Annotated in this window: 18 protein-coding genes; 14 read left to right on the top strand and 4 right to left on the bottom strand. The window is 36.0% G+C overall.

The window, feature by feature from the left end:
• Positions 1–258: 258 nt before the first annotated feature.
• Positions 259–1,038: a YchF/TatD family DNA exonuclease gene (locus MTF68_RS00580; RefSeq protein ID WP_248461330.1), complete on the top strand. Its 780-nt coding sequence runs from the start codon at positions 259–261 to the stop codon at positions 1,036–1,038.
• A 3-nt stretch (positions 1,039–1,041) separates the two neighbouring features.
• Positions 1,042–2,901: an alkaline phosphatase D family protein gene (locus tag MTF68_RS00585; protein ID WP_248461331.1), complete on the top strand. Its 1,860-nt coding sequence runs from the start codon at positions 1,042–1,044 to the stop codon at positions 2,899–2,901.
• Between the two features lie 130 nt (positions 2,902–3,031).
• Here MTF68_RS00585 and MTF68_RS00590 read toward each other — a convergent pair whose 3' ends face one another.
• The 4 genes from MTF68_RS00590 to MTF68_RS00605 form a co-directional block, all read right to left on the bottom strand.
• Complete coding sequence (locus MTF68_RS00590) at positions 3,032–4,339, bottom strand: O-antigen ligase family protein (protein ID WP_248461332.1); 1,308 nt, start codon at positions 4,337–4,339, stop codon at positions 3,032–3,034.
• Between the two features lie 96 nt (positions 4,340–4,435).
• Positions 4,436–4,987, bottom strand: a complete 552-nt coding sequence (locus MTF68_RS00595) for a hypothetical protein (protein ID WP_248461333.1) — start codon at positions 4,985–4,987, stop codon at positions 4,436–4,438.
• Positions 4,988–5,009: 22 nt separating this feature from the next.
• Complete coding sequence (locus MTF68_RS00600) at positions 5,010–7,013, bottom strand: EAL domain-containing protein (RefSeq protein WP_248461335.1); 2,004 nt, start codon at positions 7,011–7,013, stop codon at positions 5,010–5,012.
• Positions 7,014–7,038: 25 nt separating this feature from the next.
• Positions 7,039–7,695: a transglutaminase-like cysteine peptidase gene (locus tag MTF68_RS00605; RefSeq protein ID WP_096739758.1), complete on the bottom strand. Its 657-nt coding sequence runs from the start codon at positions 7,693–7,695 to the stop codon at positions 7,039–7,041.
• 283 nt (positions 7,696–7,978) lie between these two features.
• Between MTF68_RS00605 and galU the strand changes: the two genes are divergently transcribed.
• From galU to MTF68_RS00665, 12 genes are all read left to right on the top strand, one after another.
• Positions 7,979–8,866 (top strand): UTP--glucose-1-phosphate uridylyltransferase GalU, encoded by an 888-nt coding sequence (gene galU, locus MTF68_RS00610; RefSeq protein WP_248461336.1) that lies wholly within the window; start codon positions 7,979–7,981, stop codon positions 8,864–8,866.
• Between the two features lie 47 nt (positions 8,867–8,913).
• Positions 8,914–10,119: an O-antigen ligase family protein gene (locus MTF68_RS00615; protein ID WP_248461337.1), complete on the top strand. Its 1,206-nt coding sequence runs from the start codon at positions 8,914–8,916 to the stop codon at positions 10,117–10,119.
• The gene (locus tag MTF68_RS00620) at positions 10,112–11,089 is read left to right on the top strand and encodes an NAD(P)-dependent oxidoreductase (protein ID WP_248461338.1); all 978 of its coding nucleotides are present in this window, start codon (positions 10,112–10,114) and stop codon (positions 11,087–11,089) included. Before MTF68_RS00615 ends, MTF68_RS00620 begins: the two co-directional genes overlap by 8 nt.
• Before the next feature lie 12 nt (positions 11,090–11,101).
• Positions 11,102–11,995, top strand: a complete 894-nt coding sequence (locus tag MTF68_RS00625; RefSeq protein ID WP_248461339.1) for a glycosyltransferase family 2 protein — start codon at positions 11,102–11,104, stop codon at positions 11,993–11,995.
• A 51-nt stretch (positions 11,996–12,046) separates the two neighbouring features.
• On the top strand, positions 12,047–12,961 hold the full coding sequence (locus tag MTF68_RS00630) for a glycosyltransferase (RefSeq protein WP_004587718.1): 915 nt from the start codon (positions 12,047–12,049) through the stop codon (positions 12,959–12,961).
• 18 nt (positions 12,962–12,979) lie between these two features.
• Complete coding sequence (locus MTF68_RS00635) at positions 12,980–13,891, top strand: glycosyltransferase family A protein (protein WP_248461340.1); 912 nt, start codon at positions 12,980–12,982, stop codon at positions 13,889–13,891.
• Positions 13,888–14,700 (top strand): glycoside hydrolase family 16 protein, encoded by an 813-nt coding sequence (locus MTF68_RS00640; RefSeq protein ID WP_248461341.1) that lies wholly within the window; start codon positions 13,888–13,890, stop codon positions 14,698–14,700. Before MTF68_RS00635 ends, MTF68_RS00640 begins: the two co-directional genes overlap by 4 nt.
• Before the next feature lie 69 nt (positions 14,701–14,769).
• Complete coding sequence (locus MTF68_RS00645) at positions 14,770–15,939, top strand: glycosyltransferase (RefSeq protein WP_248451177.1); 1,170 nt, start codon at positions 14,770–14,772, stop codon at positions 15,937–15,939.
• A gap of 50 nt (positions 15,940–15,989) precedes the next feature.
• Complete coding sequence (locus MTF68_RS00650; protein WP_248451178.1) at positions 15,990–16,946, top strand: glycosyltransferase family 2 protein; 957 nt, start codon at positions 15,990–15,992, stop codon at positions 16,944–16,946.
• A complete protein-coding gene (locus tag MTF68_RS00655) occupies positions 16,943–18,418 on the top strand; it encodes an oligosaccharide flippase family protein (protein ID WP_248461342.1) in 1,476 nt (491 codons plus the stop codon). Before MTF68_RS00650 ends, MTF68_RS00655 begins: the two co-directional genes overlap by 4 nt.
• A 1-nt stretch (position 18,419) precedes the next feature.
• Complete coding sequence (locus MTF68_RS00660) at positions 18,420–19,301, top strand: polysaccharide pyruvyl transferase family protein (RefSeq protein WP_248461343.1); 882 nt, start codon at positions 18,420–18,422, stop codon at positions 19,299–19,301.
• A gap of 51 nt (positions 19,302–19,352) precedes the next feature.
• Positions 19,353–20,345 (top strand): glycosyltransferase family A protein, encoded by a 993-nt coding sequence (locus tag MTF68_RS00665; protein ID WP_248461345.1) that lies wholly within the window; start codon positions 19,353–19,355, stop codon positions 20,343–20,345.

A 20,345-nucleotide genomic window follows, 5' to 3' on the forward strand; every position in this document is an offset into this window, starting at 1 on the left:
ACCCATTCGCTTAATTAAGTGATTTACTTTGAGGCTGGAAAAACGTGTTGATAGCTAGGTAAAAAATTCGCTATTTAGTTATGCTCGGCAATTGCTCCTGCATTGCTCTGCATCCATGCAGTCGTGAATAAGCATTGTTTAACGCAGGTAGCGACACGTTTAGCCCCGCAAAATGATTAGGTATTATTGCAAATTGGTACAACTAGGTATTTTTGCAGGTTAGTATAATTTAACACCCAAAACCATACAGGCCGTATAGTGATTGTAGATTCTCATTGCCATTTAGATCGTCTTGATTTTGACAAATTAGATTTAAACCTAGATCAAGTACTCGACAACGCCCGCGCAAAGCAAGTAGAGCACTTTTTATGTGTAAGTGTAACGCTTGAACAATTCCCAAGCATGCTTGAAAAAATTAAACATTACGACGATGTATCGGCATCGTGTGGCGTGCATCCGCTTGATCAAAAAGATGCCCTTAATAAACAGCAACTCATTGATTTAGCATCGCATGAAAAAGTAGTCGCGATTGGCGAGACCGGCCTAGATTACTATTATTCAAAAGACACGCACGCAGTACAACAAGCCAGTTTTGTTGGCCATATTGAAGTAGCAAACGAACTACAAAAGCCACTGATTATTCATACCCGTGATGCCAGAGCCGATACCATTAACTTGATGCGTGAGCACAAAGCAGAAAACTGCGGTGGCGTACTGCATTGTTTTACCGAAGATTGGGATATGGCCAAAAAAGCGATTGATATGGGATTTTATATCTCTATTTCAGGCATTGTTACCTTTAAAAATGCCGTAGAGCTTAAAGAAGTTGTAAAACAAATCCCACTTGATAGATTACTCATCGAAACAGACTCGCCTTATTTAGCACCTGTGCCGTACCGTGGAAAGACAAATCAGCCTGCGTATGTAGAAGATGTTGCCTACTATATTAGTGAGCTCAAAGGCATAAGCTTTAACGAGCTTGCGAAAGCAACAACGGATAACTTTTATTCACTTTTTAAATTAGCAGCAAAAGGCTAACACATGACTACTCAATCGGCGCAACTCCCACTTTTATTAATGGGGCCTATGGTGCGCCGAGCTGAGCAAAGTGGTATATGTATACAGTTTGCTACTTCACGCCCTGGCAATTGCCAAATCACACTTGAAAACCAACAAAGCTACAGCGAGCAGCAAAGCATTGCATTAGGTAAACACCTTTACCTGCATTTTATAATTATAAAACCTGTTGATAGCCAGTTTCCTCTCGACACATTATTAGCTTATACATTGCATATTAACGAGCAAAAAATTGACTTAACTCCATGGTGCTTTGAAGGGCAAACAGCGCCTTCGTTTGCAATTGCCAATAAGCTTACGCATATTTTACATGGCTCGTGTCGCAACGCACATCACCCCGCAAAAGACAGCTTAGTATCAGCAAGTGAATGGCAAAATACCCAGCGCAGTAATAAACTGCAGGGCGCACAGCTTTTACTGCTTAGCGGAGACCAAGTTTACGCCGATGATGTTGCCGGCCCTATGCTACTGGCTATTCATCAGCTAATAGATGTATTGGGTATTTATAAAGAGCAACCGCTTAAGCTCAATTTACCAGCAGATATAAATGAGCAGCTTTTTAACCGCCATCATTACTTACCAAAAACGCCATGGCAAAAACGTTCAAAATTGGGCGTTGGGTACTGGCTAAAAAAAGACGAGCCTCATTTTTCTAGCGTAAAAGCGCATAATCACTTAATTCACTTTGAAGAATTTATAGCGCTGTATTTACTTAACTTTAGTGCCGCCGCGTGGCAATGCGTTGATATTAAAAATAGCCATTACACACAAGGCAATGAAAAAAATAACACCATTTTTAACGCCGAAAAAAAGGCGTTAATTGACTACGCAAAAGGCTTAAATAGCGTAGAGCGTTTATTTGCTAATGTATCTACCTTGATGATGTTTGACGATCACGATGTTACCGATGATTGGAACCTAACAGCAGGGTGGGAGCAAGCTATAAATCAAAACCCAAGTAGTAAACGCATCATTAATAATGGGCTAATAAGCTATTGGCTATTTCAAGGGCTGGGCAATGATGCGCTACGTAAAACCGGCGCGCTTATAGATGATTTTAAACAAAGCCGTAGCGCCAACAATAGTTGGCAGTTTAAAGCCTTTGATAAGCCTCTGAATGAATTTAACTATTGGCATTATGAGCTTACCACCACGCCTAAAGTAGTTGTGCTTGATACCCGCACGCACCGCTGGCGTAACGAAAGTAACTTTAATGAACCCTCAGGCTTACTTGATTGGGAGCGCTTAACAGAGCTTGAAGAAAGCCTGCTGAGCCACAGCAAAGTAATTATTGTATCGCCAGCGCCTGTGTTTGGCGTTAAATCAATAGAAGCAATTCAAGCCGCGTTTAATATGTGCGGCCAGCCGCTTATGGTTGATGTAGAAAACTGGATGGCACACGAAGGCTCGGCCAAAAAACTGCTTGATACCTTTAGGCGTACAGATACACCTAACGAAACGCTTATTTTATCGGGTGATGTGCATTATTCTTTTTGTTTTTCGGTGCAAAAACGCTTTGGCGATCACCCAAATAGAATATGGCAACTCACCGCCAGTGGTATTAAAAATGAATTTCCGCGTAAGCTAATTAATGTACTCGATAAGCTCGACTCAATATTGTACGGCCCCAAAAGCCCGCTTAACTTTTTCACCAAACGCTGGCATATGGAAGTAGATAAACACCAAACCAAAGGTGAAGGCCAAAAGTACCTAGTAAGCGACTCAGCAATAAGCCTAATAATGTTAGATAATGGCGACCTATCCCGCTACCAACTCATCCACGGCGACGGCCACACCACCGAGTTTGATTTAGAAGAGCAGTAAAGCTTTCTATATGCGCAGTCTAAGGGCGTTTTTAAAGCATAGCTAGAGTTGATGCTTTCTTGTAGACGCACAGCTTGCTGGCGTTTAAAAGCATCGCTTTTACTTATTCATTCCCCGCTTATTAAACTCATTAATTGTTTTTGTTTCGTTTAGGCGCTGGTAGCTTATTACTTAAAATCGCCAAGCATAATATAGCCATAAACAACATTGAGTTAGCGCCTGCTTGCAGTGAATAATCTACCGAAGAATGCAACAGCATATCTACAATAGCGATAGCACACCCAAAAGCCACGCCCTGAAATAACGCTGTTTTGCGTTTTCGCATGGTTTGAATACATAACCATAAGCAATATAAAATAAGCGCCCCTAAAGCTGATGTTACGGGTATGCCTAGCTCTACAGCAAATTGAATATAGTCGTTATGAGCATTATCGTAATAGCCCGAATACGGCTCTGACTGATACGCTGGGAAAGCAGTATAAAACGTACCACCACCAGAGCCTAATAAAGGCTTATCGAGTATTAACGGGATTGAATCACGAACAACTTCATCACGAGTTTCTGATTGAATACTGGTTTCGCTAATGCGTTGCTTGACTTTTTCTACATCAAATATTGCACCAATAATGATCAAATCAATTATAAAAAAACTAATAATAAGTAACTTAAACGCTTTAGGTTTTTTATTGTAAACAAACAAAGCCAACAAGCTAACAGCCATCAGTGCTATAAAAAAGGCTGAATTACCCATTCGACTGCGCGTTAAAATTAGCGCAATAATTATAATAATTAACGATATACGCAAAATTATTTTTGAGCTTAATAAAATCCCAGTCCAGGCGCGCAAAGTTTGTTTAAATGTAAGGTCACTTGCATGACTACCTCGCTTTAATTCACTTACTAATACACCAATACCCAAACATAAGCATAGCGCTAAATAGTTAGCTAAAAAGTTAGAGTAAGTAAACGTACCTATGGCGCGTTGCGTGTGCCTATATCCAAAAATAGGGCTAAGCATATCAGGCGAAAGATTTAGGTAAGTTGCATACAAAGCTTGGAAAACACCCGCTGCAATAATGGTATAAATAAGCTTTTTTATACGCTCACTATTATTGCAGTAAATAAATATAAGCCAACAAAAGCAAACCATAAAGCTCGTTTTTAACAGCATTTGTTTTGTTTGAAAGGGGTCTAAACTCACAGTAAAAAATTGCAAAGTACACATAGCGCATACTAATAATAAAGCAGAAATAATGGGTAAAGAATAGCGAGGAGGGTACAACGTTTGGTTATTTACAGCGCTATTAACCAAGTGAAAAACAAAGGTTATACAAATTAAAATACCCATTGCCATAATGGCCCAGGGTCGGTAGCTACCTAAAGGAAGGGGCAGCAAAAAAACAATTGCACACAGCAAAAAAAATATAAAACGATTCACAGCTTTCTCAAAAAAACGAGCTAATAGTTAAGCAATAGTGTTTAAAGTAAAAACGCAGCCATTAGGCTGCGTTTGTATTATAAAACTAATTATAATTTAGTTGCCAACTTCAGAAATACCAGCGTCACCACCGGTACCACCTGCGCCTTGAGGAACGGTTGTTGTAGGCAAGGTTACAATTACAGGGCCAGCTGGGGCGGTAGGCTCTGTAGGACCAGCTGCTGTTGCTTCTGAAGCAATAGTTGCATCAACCCCAGCAGTAATTGCAGCAAGCGTTACTGCATCGCTATTAACGCCTGCAGTAACTAAGGCCGCTAAAAAATCAGAAATAAACGGGCTATCTGCGCCAATGGCTGCAATAACTGCATTCATAATTATATCAAGCTGCTCAGCAGAACACGTTCCATTAGCGATAGGAGAATCTAAATCAATTGGTCCGGTATTTTGGCAAAGTTGCTCAATTGCAGTTACTAAGTTTTGTTGCAACTCATCCGATGGAGTTTCTGCTGTGGCGTTGTTCAAAATACTAATTAAAGTATCTAGGTTACCAGTTTGCACAAATACATCGTTGTCTGCTTGAGCATAAACTGGAAGTGTAACAAAACTTGAGGTGCCAACAATCAAGCTAGCAAGTATAAGTGATCTCATTTTGAGCCTCTTTTAGAGGTTACTAATTACAGAACCTTAGCGTATTGGTACAAAAAGTAAACTGTTTATTCATACCACTACATTTAGTTTCTATAACTTTTGACGGTGGTATAATTAAGTTACCTTGTATACCGTCACACCCTAGGTTTTCAAGTATATGTAATGTTTCAGGTTTTTCAATTAAACAAGCTAGCACCTTTATACCAAAACCATGACAAATATTATTAACTGTTTGAATAAAAAATTGGCTTTGGCTGTTATCTAGTAAGTCTTGTATGTAACTACCGTCTATTTTTACATACTCAATATCTAAGCCTTGTAAGTATTTAAAGGAGGTGAGGCTAGTACCAAAATGCTCAATACATACATTAATGCCTATGTCTTTTATTATGTCTATATGTTGCGAGGCAATATGAACATTATAAAGCAAGCTGATCTCGTGTAGTTCAAATAACAAGTTAGTTTTTATAACAGGCTTTGTGTGTGAATAAAGCGTTAGCCATTCAATAAAATCAGTTGAATACAAAGATGCCTTACTCAAGTTGAGTGCAAATACATCGTTTGGATATTGCTCTTTAACATTAACAAAATTACGAATTATTTTTTTATCAAGCTCTTCAGTTAAGTTGAGTTTTTCTGCCATAGCAAACAAATGCCCGTTACTCACTTTCTCGTTTTCATGAATAAAGTGAGCAAATACCTCAAAATAGCATTGCTTATTTTGTGAGTTAGCACGTTTTACAGGTTGCACTGAAAAACTCACTTCACCAGATGCTAAAATTGACTGAATAAGTGTGCGCCACTGATTAACACTAAATAAAGTGTCTTTATCTATTTTATTATTGTTTGTGTCACCAATTGTACAGCCCGTGTCTAACGCTGATAATACGCGACCTACAGGCATTCCTTTTTCTACACTTACTAACGCAAAGTTAGCAAAGCCACTAACATGCAAACTATTTTTTTGCTGGCTAAATGCATCAGTAATTTCAAGGCGAGTTCTATTTAAAAAATCATTATCGTAGGGCGCAAGGGCAATAAAAGTACTGCCATTTAACCTAAACACTTTTGCATTAGTAAGCTCGCCAAACGTGGTTTTGAGTATGTTTGCCACTTCGTTTACGTGTTCATCACCGTCTTGATAACTTACCGTTTTATTAATGTTTGCAAGCGAGGGCAGGGTAATCATCATTGCAGTAATAGGTGTCTCGTCACTTATAGAGTCAACTACCGAGTTAAAATGGTTATCAAACGACTTTCGGTTACCTAAACCAGTTAAAGGGTCTATATATACTTCTTCGGTAAGGGCTTGTGTTTGCCTAGTAAGCGAGTCAAACGTACTTTGCAGGTTCATAACCATATTGTTAATGGCTTTAGTTACAGTGCGCAGCTCGCGCGCAACAGGTATTTCATCGTTGAGTGTAAAGCGCTTACGTGTAACTAGGTGGGCTTGGTTCTCTACAGCTCTAAGTGGTTTAAAAACAGCACGCAGTATTAAAAATGCAACAGCCAGTGACGCTACTAATAATAAAAACGATCCATAAAAGCTGCGTTTAGTATGTTCCCAAAGGGTTAGATACGACTGCCCAACATGGCTTGTTACTTCAAGCGTACCTGCCATAATCCAGCCATTGTTTAGTTCAGACAGCCTAGTTGGTGCGTTTAGCTTAACTGCGCTTATAAACCAATTAGGTACTGATTCAACACGCTTAGGGTTTACAAGTTCAAAAACCACCTCAGTCTGGGCATTAGTAAATTTTATTTGTTTATAATAACCTGAGTCAAAAATGGCCGTTGCCATTGTTTGAGCAATCATTATGCTGTCTTCTTCAAGGTAGGGCGAAATAGAAAGCCCTAAACTTGTGGCGGTATCTTGAGCGTGGCTGCCCATTTGGGTTTGCAAATACTGGCGAGTGGTATCTACATCGGTAACTACCCGAATACAAAAAGAAATTAATGAAATGACTATAATCAATCCATAAACTTGCGTTTTTAAACTCAAGCCATTTTTAAAAAAAGACGACATAACTAATAGTTCCTTTAACGTTATTCTATATGGGAGCAAGCTCACCTTGTTCAATTCGCTCTAGCATTGTATTCCAAGCAGATACACCACGGCTGTTTTTTACTTTGTTACCTAACCCCTTCGATTTAGCTAACCATAAACCTTGGCCATTAAAGCTGTATATTGGCGTTAAGTCGGTACGTTGAGTTGCTGGTAGTAATTTTGTATTGAAGTTTCCTAGCACATAAGGAATTTGCTTTGGCTGCTCAATATAAATTAAAACCATATGGGGTTGGTTAAGCTCCTTATGACGAACGTACATTAACCGAATTTTATCTTCAGGAATACCTAAAGCGAGTAACGTAAAGTATTTCGCAATTACATAGTCTTCACAATCACCCATGCCAGTGCCAAGGCTTTCAAGTGGTGTTGCCCAATAATCAGCTTTCTGCCAAAGAGCTTGATCAGACTTGTATTTAATTTTTTCATTAAAAAAGTCATTAACAAGATGTATTTTTTTCCATTCATTTTTGTTGATAGCTTCATCTATAAAACTTAACCAGCTTTTAATACGTGCGTGTCCTTGGCTACCATACTGTTGCTGGGCAAATGAAATTATATCGTTATTACGCAAATTCGTAAGCATATCTTGGGAGTGCACAATAAAAGATAATACGAATAAAACACAAAAAATGAAGCGCACTACTATTCCCTTTTGAAGCATTCCTTTAAAAATGAGCTTTAGTATAGTTGCATTAACATTAAAAAGGTAGATAGTATAAAAGTATTGGAAGCACTAATTTAGTGCGTAAAAGTTTAATTTGGTGCAACATAAATTTAACAAAAAAACAGTCAAAAAGGATGTTTTTTTGGTTGAGTAGATTGTTTGGGCGTGTATACTGTAAGACACATAGGGTATGTGAGAACGTTAATGGGCTTTGCTTTGCGAGATCTTTTTTGTTCTATATAAGATAAAAGGAATTAATGTGAAAGTTTTAAAAGCTGTTCTACCTGTTGCTGGCCTTGGTACACGTATGCTACCAGCCACTAAAGCTATTCCTAAGGAAATGCTCCCCTTGGTAGACAAACCACTCATTCAATATGTGGTAAATGAGGCAGTTGCTGCCGGTATAAAAGAAATCGTTTTAGTCACCCACGCCTCCAAAAATTCAATTGAAAATCACTTTGATACGAGTTTTGAGCTTGAAGCCACTCTAGAAGCACGTGTGAAGCGTAGTCTTTTAGAGGAAGTACGCTCAATAGTACCAAAAGATGTAACGGTAATTTCTGTTCGTCAATCTGCCCCTTTAGGGTTAGGCCATGCCGTGCTTGCTGCGCGTCCAATCGTAGGAAATAGCCCCTTTGCAGTGATGCTCCCCGATGTAATTATTGATAAATATAAATCTAATCCAAAAACTGACAACTTAAGCCAAATGATCGACCGCTTTGACAAAACAAGCCATAACCAAGTCATGGTAGAGCCAGTACCGCAAGAGCAAGTGCACCAATATGGTGTGGCTGATTTAGCAGGTAAAAAAATAAAAGCAGGCGAAAATGCCGCCATAAAAAACATGGTAGAAAAACCAAATAATGATGAAGCACCAAGTAATCTTGCGATTACTGGGCGTTATGTTGTTTCACCAACCATATGGGATTTACTTGAATATACACCACCCGGTGCAGGTGGAGAAATACAGCTAACGGACGCACTTCTTCAACTTCGTCACTTAGAAACATTAGAGGCTTATCACCTAAAAGGAAAATCACACGATTGTGGTTCTAAGTTAGGTTATATGCTGGCAAACGTTGAATATGCGATGAAATCAAGTCAATTTGGAGAAGCATTTACAAAGGAAATTAAAGCACTCATATAAAATGTAATCAGTAGAACTACTTAGCCAGTTTATCATTTTAAGTTTTTATGTTTATAAAAAAAGATCATTTATATGCTTCATTATGGGCGGTTTTAGCGGTTGGTGCATTGTTATTTAATACGATGTTTGGTGCGTTAGCGGCTTTAACTTTTTTAATAGCTGGAACTGCTTATGCTGCATCAGGTATTAACTTTACTCTGAGAGTATGTAAAAAAAATTGGGAGTTGTTTTTAATACCAGCTTTATGCTTATTATCTGTTATTTGGTCTGATATTCCAGCAACGGCTTTGCGGGCAAATATACAGCTTTTACTCACTACAATTTTTTCAGTCGTCATAGCTAGTCGCTTAGGGCTAAACTTATTTTTAAGGGCTGGCGCGTTTATTATGTTAATTGCTATGGTGATGAGTTTAGTTTCATCTCGCACTGCTCTAAATGGTATGACAGGTGAAATAAGTTTAATTGGTATTTTTGGAAGTAAAAACTATTTAGCTGCAAATACTTCTATGTGCATTGTAGTTGGACTTACCTTATCGCTTAATAAAACGATTGATATGTCCAGTCGTATTTTAGGGGTTGTGCTATTAATTACTTCGACTTTAGTTTTAATTAAAGCTAAGTCATTGGGTGCAATAGTGTTTGTGATCGGTAGTATATTAATTAGTATTGTAATTATTTATTACCAAAATTTAGCTTTGCATAAGTTCACTAGAGGAAAACTGAACTGGGGTATCTTGTTTGTTTTTTTAATCGGCATGTTTCTTTTGGTCTATTCACTTGTCAATGGCAGTTTTAATGACTTGATGTATAGCATTGGTAAAGATCCAACTTTAACAGGCCGCACACACTTATGGGCAAGAGGAATGGCACTTATACAGGAAAACCCATTACTTGGAGTGGGTTTCCAGAGTTTATTTTATGTTGGAAATAATATAGCCGAAGATATATGGGCACTCCACCATGTCCCCTCTGGAGCAGGGTTTAATTTCCATAATATGTATGTAGATATGGGCGTTGAACTTGGCCTAATTGGTTTGTTTCTTTACTTATATTTAATAAAGCTATTCATAAGTAGGATATTTGACTTGCGAACTATCGCTTTTGGGAGTTCACATTTTTTTGCCATTTTAGTTTTAAGCTATATGTTTTTACAAACTTTTTTAGAAGCGGTTTGGTTTGAGCAGTTCACAGTTATTCATTTTTTTATGTGTGTATCTTGGGTTTATTTAAAGGAAGATGAGCGTTATGAATAAAGAAATACCTAAAGGTGTAATTATATTTGGTGGCTCAGGTTTTATAGGCACACACCTTATTGATAAGCTTCTTATACAAGGTTGTACAACTATTATCTCTGTGGACATAAAAGAGCCAAAATCCCCACGCAAAGGGGTGAATTATATTGTAGCTGATGTGAGGGACTTATCATCATTAGAGCTATTCAATAACATCGATAAAATTTATAACTTTGCGGCGATCCACACGACACCAGGCCATGAACATCATGAATACTATGAAACAAACATCTGTGGCGCACTTGAAGTATGTAAGTATGCTGAAAGAGCGGGTATCAAAAATATAATTTTTACTAGCTCAATTTCAGTTTATGGTCCGGGCGAAGATCAAAAAACAGAAGAAACCGAATTACAGCCTATGTCATCTTACGGATACTCGAAAATGATAGCAGAGAAAGTTCATAAAGAATGGCTTAATAAAAACTCTGCAATTAATAAGTTAGTGATAGTGCGGCCTGCAGTAGTCTTTGGGCCTGGAGAAGGGGGAAACTTTACGCGCCTAGCGACTTTACTTAGTAAGGGTTTTTTTATTTATCCGGGCAGGAAAAATACAATAAAAGCATGCATTTATGTAGATGATTTAATTGAAGCCATTAGCTTTGCTGAAGATCAAAGACAGACATTAATAACATTTAATGGAGCATACCATCAAGGTTATACACTTGAAGATATAATAGATATTTTTCAGGCTAACCACTTTTCAGACGTAAAAACAGTAATGCTACCAAAATTTATTGTGCTCGGGGTGGCTAAAGCTTTGCGTTTATTTAATGCGTTTAACATTGGAATTCACCCCGAGCGGGTAATGAAGTTAGTTAAATCAACAGACGTTTACCCTGGGTGGTTAGTATCTAAAGGTAAAAAGTTCGATGGTGGTGTAGAGGTCGCTTTAAGCAAGTGGTCATCCTCTACAGATGGAAAGTTTAATTAATAGGATCTCTCTATGGATATTTGCGTAGCAATTTGTACTTATAAACGAGATAGCCTTAAAGAGACTCTATATTCTATCTCAAAGCAATGCTTGCCAAGAGAAATAACGCTAAAAGTGCTTATAGCCGATAATGATAAGACCGATAAAGCAAGAGCTAAAATAGAGGGGTGGGCAGAAGAGTTTGGGTTGCGCTTAATTTATATCCATGCCCCTTATCAAAATATCTCTATTGCAAGAAATGCGTGTTTAGACAATGCAGATAGTAATTGGTTGGCATGTATAGATGATGATGAAGTGGCTTCCATTAATTGGCTCTCAAACTTATATAAAAAAGCGCAGCAGGAAAAAGTAGCGGTAGTATGTGGACCTGTTAAAGCGATATATGACGACAGTGCGCCTAGCTGGATGAAAATATGTGATTTTCATTCTCAACAACCAGTTTTTGTTAAAGGGGTAATAAAAACAACTTCGACAGCAAATGCTCTGATTAACTTAAAGCACCAAGCTTGTAAGGGGTTGAGGTTTGATCTTGCTTTAGGTAAATCAGGCGGAGAAGATAGTAGCTTTTTTTCTTATGTTTATTCTAATGGTGGATGCTTTGCATTCGCAAAAGATGCATTGGTTACTGAAGATGTACCGCCTGAACGTGCCAACCTGATGTGGTTATTAAAAAGGAAGTTCAGGTTTGGACAAACATGCGGCGCACGTCTAATAACTAAAAATATCAGTGTACTAGATAAAATAAAATACAGCACTTTAGCTAGCTGTAAATTTTCATTTTGTATACTAATGTGCCTACTTTCAATACTAGGTAAAAACAAAAAATATCATTGGCTCCTTAGAGGCACGCTTCATGTTGGGGTGCTTGCAAAACTGTTTGGTAAAAAAGAAATAATTCAGTATTAGATAGTGATAAAGGGAGTATGTATTCAATGGATAACTGCAATAGGTTACTTGATGAAAGCTGATTTAAAAGTATCAGTTGTTATTGCTGCTTGGAATTCAGAAAAATTTATTAGCAAAGCAATAGATTCGGCGCTTCAACAAAAGGTTTCTCTTGAGGTTATCGTTGTTGATGATTTTTCAAGCGATAACACCTGTGAGGTTGTTGAGAATTATCGCGATGAGCGGGTTAGGTTAATCAAATCGAATAGCAATGGGGGGCCAGGTTATGCACGTAATATTGGATTTGAAGCTGCAAAAGGTAAGTGGATCGCAATTTTAGACTCTGATGATTATTTCTTACCTAATAGATTGAGCGAAATGCTTAATTCTGAGGATGATGCTACAGATATTCTTATAGATAATTTTTATATGTGCCGTGAGGGAGAGCAGGCGCTATCTCCCTTTTACACTAATGATGAACTCAAAACAGGCAACTTATCCTTAGCAGAATTTATAAGCGGGAATGCAGATTTCATGGGTAAAAAAACCACAGGTTACGTAAAGCCTCTTTTTTTAAAATCGTTTTTAGTAAAAACAAAAGTGGAATACTGGCCTGAAGTTCGAATTGGTGAGGATTACTACTTTTTAGCATCGTGTTTAGCGGCTAATGCAGTAGCAAAAGTTTTAGACTTTTTCGGGTATGTATACACCATTAGAGGCGACTCCATTTCTGGCCAGTTAACGGAAGGGCATATTTCAAGGTTTCAGTGGGGCGATAGAAAATTTGTAGAGATGTATGAACTTAATAAAAGTGAAAATGCAGCTCTTAAAATAAGAAATAGAAACTTATCAAACACTAAAGCTTATATTTTGCTTGTAAAATCAATAAAGCGTAAAAAGATTTTAAAATCACTTTCTATTGCAGTTATAAACCCAACAGCTTGCAGGCTGCTATGGTTACCAATACGTAAACGCTTATTAAGTTAAGAAAACAGGGAGAGTAATTTGAGAGTATTAGTAGCCGTGTTAACAACAGGAAGTAGAAGCGCGACTTTCGAGCAATGTATTTTAAGTATCCTTGAACAAAGCTACATTAGCAGCATAGAGCTAAGTATATTAATTGTTGAAAATAATTCCGAATTGACTCAAGTAGTTAATAGCAGCGTGAGTAAGTTTACTAACAATAAAAAAATTAATCTAATACACGTTTTAGAAACTAAACAAGGGATACCGTTTGCAAGGAATAATGCACTAAATTATGCACAAAATAACCAGTACGACTACTTGGCGTTTATTGATGACGATGCTTATGCAGATAAAAACTGGCTGAACTTACTGTGTGATAAAGCGAAGGGCTATGATGTAGTTGCAGGCCCCCAAAAAGCCATATTTCCCAAAGGCACTCATAAATATTTTAACTTAGCCCGTTTGTACCACGAGCGTAAATTAAGGGATGGTGTGATGGTGAAATGGGCTGCTACCAATAATATCTTGATTAATGTTAATACACTTAAAAAACTGAATCTTAGCTTCAACGAGTCGCTTATTCACGGTGGAGAAGATAAAGAGCTCTTTTTGAGGTTAACAGCATGTGGTGGCAAAATTAAGTGGGTTAATAATGCAATAGTTCAAGAACATATCGTTATTGAACGCTTAACAACTAAATGGGCTTTACGTCGCTGCTTTAGAATGGGTGCTACAGGCTTTAAAATTGAAAGCTGTAATAAGACTTTCTTAGGAGCACTTTTTACTTGCTGCTTTAAAGGGGCTGCTTATTTGGCAAAAGGTTTACTTTCATTTTTGCCGTACTTTATTAGTTCGAAGCATACATGTTTAGATAGTTTATGTGACTTATCCCACGGTGTTGGTTTTTTTTATGGGCTCTTCTCCGGTGGTAATGTTAGGAGCTACGCGTGAAAATACACTTATTTTACTTCTTTTGCTTACAGGCTTTCTCTTGGCCACTCTATGCACAAGAGTACAATCAGTTAGTGTGGAGTGATGAGTTTAACAGCGATGGCCTACCTGCTAGTGAAAAGTGGGGGTACGAACAAGGCTATGTACGAAATGGTGAAAAACAGTTGTATGTAGCAAACAACCTTCATAACGCAAGAGTTAAAGATGGAATTTTAATAATTGAGGCAAGGAAGTTGGAGAGTGTAGAAACTAGTCTATGGGATGAATTATTTGACTCTCCAAAACCTATGTATACATCTGCTAGTTTAACTACACGTAATTTGCATTCATGGACGAATGCAAAAATTGAAGTACGTGCTAAATTACCCCATGGCATTGGAGTTTGGCCTGCAATATGGCTACTTGGAATCGATAAACAAGGCAAAGGCTGGCCAGCTAAAGGCGAAATAGACATGATGGAATATGTTGGTTACCAAAAAGATAAAGTGCATATAGCTCTGCATACTAAGATAAGAAATCACCAGAATAAAAAAGCGATAAATAAGGGGTTTACATTAAAAAATCTCTTATCTGAATATCATATATATGCTGTTGAAAAATATTCTAATGTTATTAAGTTTTTTATAGATGATAAGCTAGTTTTTAGTTATGAAAAAGAAGATGATAATACCGAATCATGGCCTTTTGATGAGCCGATGTATTTAATAATTAACTTAGCAATTGGTGGTTCTTGGGGAGGAAAACATGGAATTGATGATTCTATATTTCCTCAGCAGTTTTTAATAGATTATGTCAGGGTTTATCAGTAGGAATGTAATTGATAAAGTTTTAACTTTGATGCTTTTATATAAAAGCAAAGCAATGGATGGTAATGAGTGATGGTGATATTTTTTATTTCGGTATTTATTTTATTATATATATATGTTTTTTTTCCTTTAATCATATACATTTTTGGTGCTGTTAAAAAAGAGTATGTAAATACCACATTTACAGCTAATGATAAGAGTATCGTTATTGTCGTACCAGCTCATAACGAAGAATCAGTGATCAGCAAAAAAATCGAAAACCACTTGGCTTTAGATTACGATAAAGCGAGCTATAAAGTACTAGTAATATCAGATACGTCAACAGATCAAACTGTTTCAATAACCAAAAGTTATGTAGATAAATATCCTGGAAGAGTCGAATTATTTGAAGTAAGTGATGGCTTGGGGAAAACTAACGCAATCAATAAAGCTTTAGCTGGTGTTGAATGTGATTTTTTAGTTTTTTCCGACGCTAATGTTTATTTGAAAAAAGATGCATTATTGCAAATTTCAAAGTGCTATAAAGACGACGAAGTAGGTGGGGTTGCAGGTCAATTAATTTATACAAACGATGATCTTGAAGGAGCAGCACAAAGTAATGGCTTGTATTGGAAATACGAAGAAATGATTAAAAAATCAGAGTCTTTATCTGGCTCAATGATGGGTGCAGATGGTTCTATTTTTTCTATAAGAACAAGCTTATTAAGAGAGCTTCCAGTGCATGTGCTTGATGACTTCTGCTCGTCTATGGGCGTTATCAATCAGGGTTATAAGCTAAAGTTTGATGATACTATAGTTGCTTATGAAAAAGGTGCTGAAAGTACCGCAGAAGAATTCCCGAGAAAAATCAGAATTAGTAATCGCTCTTATAATAGCTATAAGCATTTACGATCAGAATGTTTAAATACTTTGTCGCTTTTTAATTTATGGAAGCTTTACTCACATAAAGTATTACGTTGGTATAGTTTATTATTTATGGTGTTGGCATTAGTTTCTAATGTGTATTTAGCGATTTTTGAGAGTGGTTATTTATTTAAAGTAATCTTAATAGCGCAAGTCTCGTTTTATATAATGGCTGTATTATCTTGGTTTGAAAAATTTCCTAAAGTGCCTGTTGTTTCAAAAATAGCTGCCATTGCAGAATACTTTACTATGGCGAATATTGCTGCGGGTATTGGTATATTACAGTCAATTACAGGTAAAAAAACGGTTACTTGGAAAAAAGCAAATTCTACAAGGTGAATATACGTTGTAAAGGCTAACAGTGTAAAAGTTAACAATAGGGATATATTTTGTCTGAGAACGATACTATAGCAGTTATTATTGCTGCTTATAATGCAGAAAAAACAATTACTAGAGCAGTAGAATCAGTAGTCAATGATAAATTTGTTAACCAAGTGATAGTTGTTGATGATTGCTCTACAGATAACACAATGCAAGTTTTAACCTGTTTAAATGCTAAGTTCTCTAAAGTAAGTATCTTTTCTACTGAAGTGAATAGTGGTCCCGGGAAGGCACGTAATATTGCCCTTTCTAGGGCGACTTCAAAATGGGTTACTGTGTTAGATTCTGATGATTACATTGAAACTGGTCGTTATGAAAAACTATTAGCTTATAGTGAAGGCGAAGACTTAATTGCTGATGATAAGTTTCGTATAAATGAAACTGACCCGCTAGCACGTAAAACAAAGATGCTTGGAGACAGGCAGGACTTTCCGGCAATAATATCTTTATCAGATTTTATTGAATCAAACATTACTAAAAAAGGTGAGTTTAGAAAAGAGCTCGGGTTTATAAAACCAATCATAAAGCGTCAGTTTTTAGAAAAATACAATTTAAGCTACCAAGAAAATATGCGTCTTGGTGAAGATTATGAGTTCTATTGCCGCTGCTTAATTTTGGGCGCAAAACTGAAGTTAATTGAAGCATCTGGCTATGTAGCTGTTGTTAGAGAAAATTCCCTCTCTGGCAACCATAGTAAAACTGATTTAATTCATTTAAGAGATTGTGACTACGCACTTGCAAAAATAAAAAGTTTATCGAGCAAAGAAAGAAAGTTACTACTACGTCACGCTAAAAGTATTAATATGAAAATTCAATGGATTTGCTTTTATTCATCTATAAAAAATAAGCGCTATAAAACAACAATTAAATCTATTACTAATTCCTTTTCAGCTTTTATTTTTATTTTAAAAAATTTAAGGACTCAGTTTTTCATTCGCGTAGTTAAAAGAAGATTAAATAAGTGAGCATAAATAAATCTTATGGAATTCTTTGGCTATTTGTCAGTAAGTTTTTTCCGCCAATAATTAATTTTGCTGTATTTACGTATTCAGCACGTATTTTAGCTCCAGAAGATTTCGGTCTAATCGCATTCTCACTGTCAATTATTTATATATCTAGTAGTTTTATGCCTGTTGGCTGGCGTGAATCGATAATAAAATACCAAATAGATGATACCTTAACGATTAGTAGTATTTTTTGGCTCCACTTTTTTGTTTCAATAATATTGGTGCTACTAATACTCGCTTTTTGTTTAGTTTCATTCTTCGACTTCCAGACAGAAATATTCAATATCGCTTTATCAATATTTTGCCTAAAACTAATTTTTGATGGGCTTTATGCTACATTAAATATAGTGCTTTTGAAGGAACAAAAGTATGCACATTTAGCTTTAAGAACATTTTTTTCAGGAGTTTTATCAGCTACTATAATAATAACATTACTTGTTTTAGATTATGGTATATGGGCATTAATTTGGTCACAGGTGGTGCTGTCCATTTTCAACTTTTTAGTAGTGTACATTCCAACCAGAGATAAAGTGAAATTTATATTCAAGTTTAATTGTATTATTAAGCTTAATTCATTTGCTATATATACCACTTTAACAAATGGCCTTACTTTTGCTTTAAGTCATTATGAGTCACTAATTATTGGTAGTATATTAGGTAATAGACAGCTTGGTTTTTACAGTGTGGCAAAAAGGTTATCTACTATAATGAATGAGGTTTTTATTGGTACAGTCTCAGAAGTTAGCTTCCCCATATTGGCGAAAACGCAAGCACATAATGGCAACCTTAAAAAAGGTTTTTTAAACTCTGTTTATTTTTCAGTTTTGCTTCTATATCCTATTTTTATTTTTTTACTTGCATATTCAACTGATATTTTTGTTGTCTTATTTACAGAGAAATGGATTGAATCTGTATTAATATTTAAAGCGTTTTGTATCGTTTACATGATTGTGATATTAGGTATCCCACAGAAAAATATTATTTTATTAACCAACAATGCTAAATGGTGGTTTAAATTACAGCTAAAGTTGTCTTTAATCATAGTGCCGTTAACCACAATAAGTTTATTTTGGGGGCTTAATTACTTTTTAGCCGCTTTGATACTTGGAAAGTTAACCTATTGCAGTGCATCAATGGCGCGTTCTTGTAAATTATTAAATATAACTATTAGTGAATATCTTACAAGTCTTACATCACCTGTTATCTGTGCTGTCATAAGTATATTACTAACACTAAGTTTAAGTAACATCTTTTATTTAGGGACAACAATTTTAGAAATAGTTATAGAAGGGTTATTCTTTATAGTTATCTATTTCACATTAATGTACCTCTTTGACGGAGGTAAACTGACGTCAAGCGCCTTAAGTATTTTTCCAAAAAACAAAATTATTTTAAAATTAGCACATAAACAAAATTATAAGGAAATTTGAAGTGAAATTAACCTATTTTTCAGGTCACGTACCTAACTTCGGTGATGAGCTAAATAAATATATGTGGGATTCGCTAGTTTCACCTAGCTTTTTTGATGAAGACGACTCAAAGCTATTTTTAGGTATTGGCTCTATTTTGTGGGATTACTTACCTAAGAAACCAAAAAAAATAGTGATGGGCTCAGGTTATGGTGGTTATACCCCAAAACCAGACGTCCATGATAGCAGTTGGGATATTGCGTTTGTAAGAGGGCCAAGGACTGCTGCAGCTTTAAATATAAACCCTTCTTTAGCAATTACCGATGCCGCAATATTAACGCACTTTATGCAGCTACCTAAACAGAGTAAAAAGTATAAGGTTAGTTTTATGCCGCATTATGAAAGCATAACCCGTGGAAATTGGCAGGAAGTTTGTACACATGCGGGCATAAATTTTATAGATCCTACAAACCCTGATGTTTTATTTTCCTTAAGTGAAATAGACAAAACTGAATTACTTATTACTGAAGCAATGCATGGGACTATTTTAGCTGACACATTAAGGGTACCTTGGGTTGCACTAAAGCCAATACTTCCGATACACCATAATAAATGGTTCGACTGGGCTGAATCACTGGATATAAATTTAGAGTTTAGCCAAATGCCAAGTTCATCTATCAAGGACTCATGGTCTCAAATGACCGGTAAGCTAGGGGCTGGTAAACGAAGTAGACAATTCGCTAAAGTTTTGAGTTTTACAGACAAATATTACATTGATAATGCCAGCGATAAATTGTTGAAGTTAGCTAAAACGGGTGGCCAGTTAAGTGATGATAAAATATTTGAGTTAAAAGCTGATATGGCTTTGAATAAATTATCACAGTATTGTGATTTAATAATATAAAATTAGTATTAAAATAGAATTAATATGGGCTGTAATATAAAGGAATATATAATGGATATAGTAAATGTAGGAGTTGTTATTCCTTTTTATCAAAAAGAAAATGGACTTTTATTCAATGCGCTGAATTCAATTTTTAAGCAAAAAGTTGTCGGTGTAAAATTCATAATTACTATCGTAGATGATGGTTCACCTATTAAAGCACTAAGTGAAGTTAATGAGTTAATATTACCTCAAAACTGTACTCTAAAGGTTATCGAGCAACATAACCAAGGTCCTGCTGCGGCTAGGAACCGAGCCCTTGATTATCTAAGTGAACAGAATATATCAGTGGTTTCATTTTTAGATTCAGATGATTGTTGGTTAGACTTTCATATAGAGACTGCAATCAAAGCATTGTGTGCAGACAATGCTGATTTTTATTTTTCAGATCATAGTCGCTTTGACTCCGAGCATTCTTTATTTAAAGAAGTTGGCTGTTTTAATGATTTTGATAGAGCTTGCAAAGAATACAATATTCATAAAGAAAAAGAGCTTGCAATACTCAGTGGTGAGGATTGTTTTAGCTTGTTTCTAAAATATTATATAAGCCAAACTTCAAGTGTAGTGTATAAATTTGATAACCTCAAAGATCACCGTTTTGATGAGTCATTACTTAGTGCAGGAGAGGATTATTTTCTTTGGTTACAGCTGGTAAATAGCTCTAATAAGGTTGTATTTTCTTTTAAAAAAGGTGTTTATTGTGGTAGAGGAGTGAACATATTTTTTGATTCATTTGACTGGTCAAAGAAAGAAGCTGCAAGCAGGATCGGATACGAAGCTTTATTTTATAGAAAAATCTATACGCACTTTAATTTAAATTGTAACCAGAAAAAAATTGTTAAATCTAATGTTTCTCGACTTGAAGAACAATATTCATATTTATTAGTAAAGCATGTAATTACTGGTAAAGGTTTAAATAAAGGGTTGTTGATTAAAATATTTATGACGAGTCCAGCTACCTTAATTTTATTACCCCTAAGGTTATTTAACTTTATATTAAAATGA

The sequence above is a fragment of the Pseudoalteromonas sp. 2CM37A genome, assembly GCF_023161885.1.
Classification (GTDB): Bacteria; Pseudomonadota; Gammaproteobacteria; order Enterobacterales; family Alteromonadaceae; genus Pseudoalteromonas; species Pseudoalteromonas atlantica.

Bases quoted from the DNA above. Each gene is read 5' to 3' on its own strand.
- MTF68_RS00665 (WP_248461345.1), top strand. From the start codon at position 19,353: ATGGATATAGTAAATGTAGGAGTTGTTATTCCTTTTTATCAAAAAGAA.
- MTF68_RS00630 (WP_004587718.1), top strand. From the start codon at position 12,047: ATGAAAGCTGATTTAAAAGTATCAGTTGTTATTGCTGCTTGGAATTCA.
- MTF68_RS00615 (WP_248461337.1), top strand. From the start codon at position 8,914: ATGTTTATAAAAAAAGATCATTTATATGCTTCATTATGGGCGGTTTTA.
- MTF68_RS00600 (WP_248461335.1), bottom strand. From the start codon at position 7,013: ATGTCGTCTTTTTTTAAAAATGGCTTGAGTTTAAAAACGCAAGTTTAT.
- MTF68_RS00620 (WP_248461338.1), top strand. From the start codon at position 10,112: ATGAATAAAGAAATACCTAAAGGTGTAATTATATTTGGTGGCTCAGGT.
- MTF68_RS00645 (WP_248451177.1), top strand. From the start codon at position 14,770: ATGGTGATATTTTTTATTTCGGTATTTATTTTATTATATATATATGTT.
- MTF68_RS00595 (WP_248461333.1), bottom strand. From the start codon at position 4,987: ATGAGATCACTTATACTTGCTAGCTTGATTGTTGGCACCTCAAGTTTT.
- MTF68_RS00585 (WP_248461331.1), top strand. From the start codon at position 1,042: ATGACTACTCAATCGGCGCAACTCCCACTTTTATTAATGGGGCCTATG.
- MTF68_RS00625 (WP_248461339.1), top strand. From the start codon at position 11,102: ATGGATATTTGCGTAGCAATTTGTACTTATAAACGAGATAGCCTTAAA.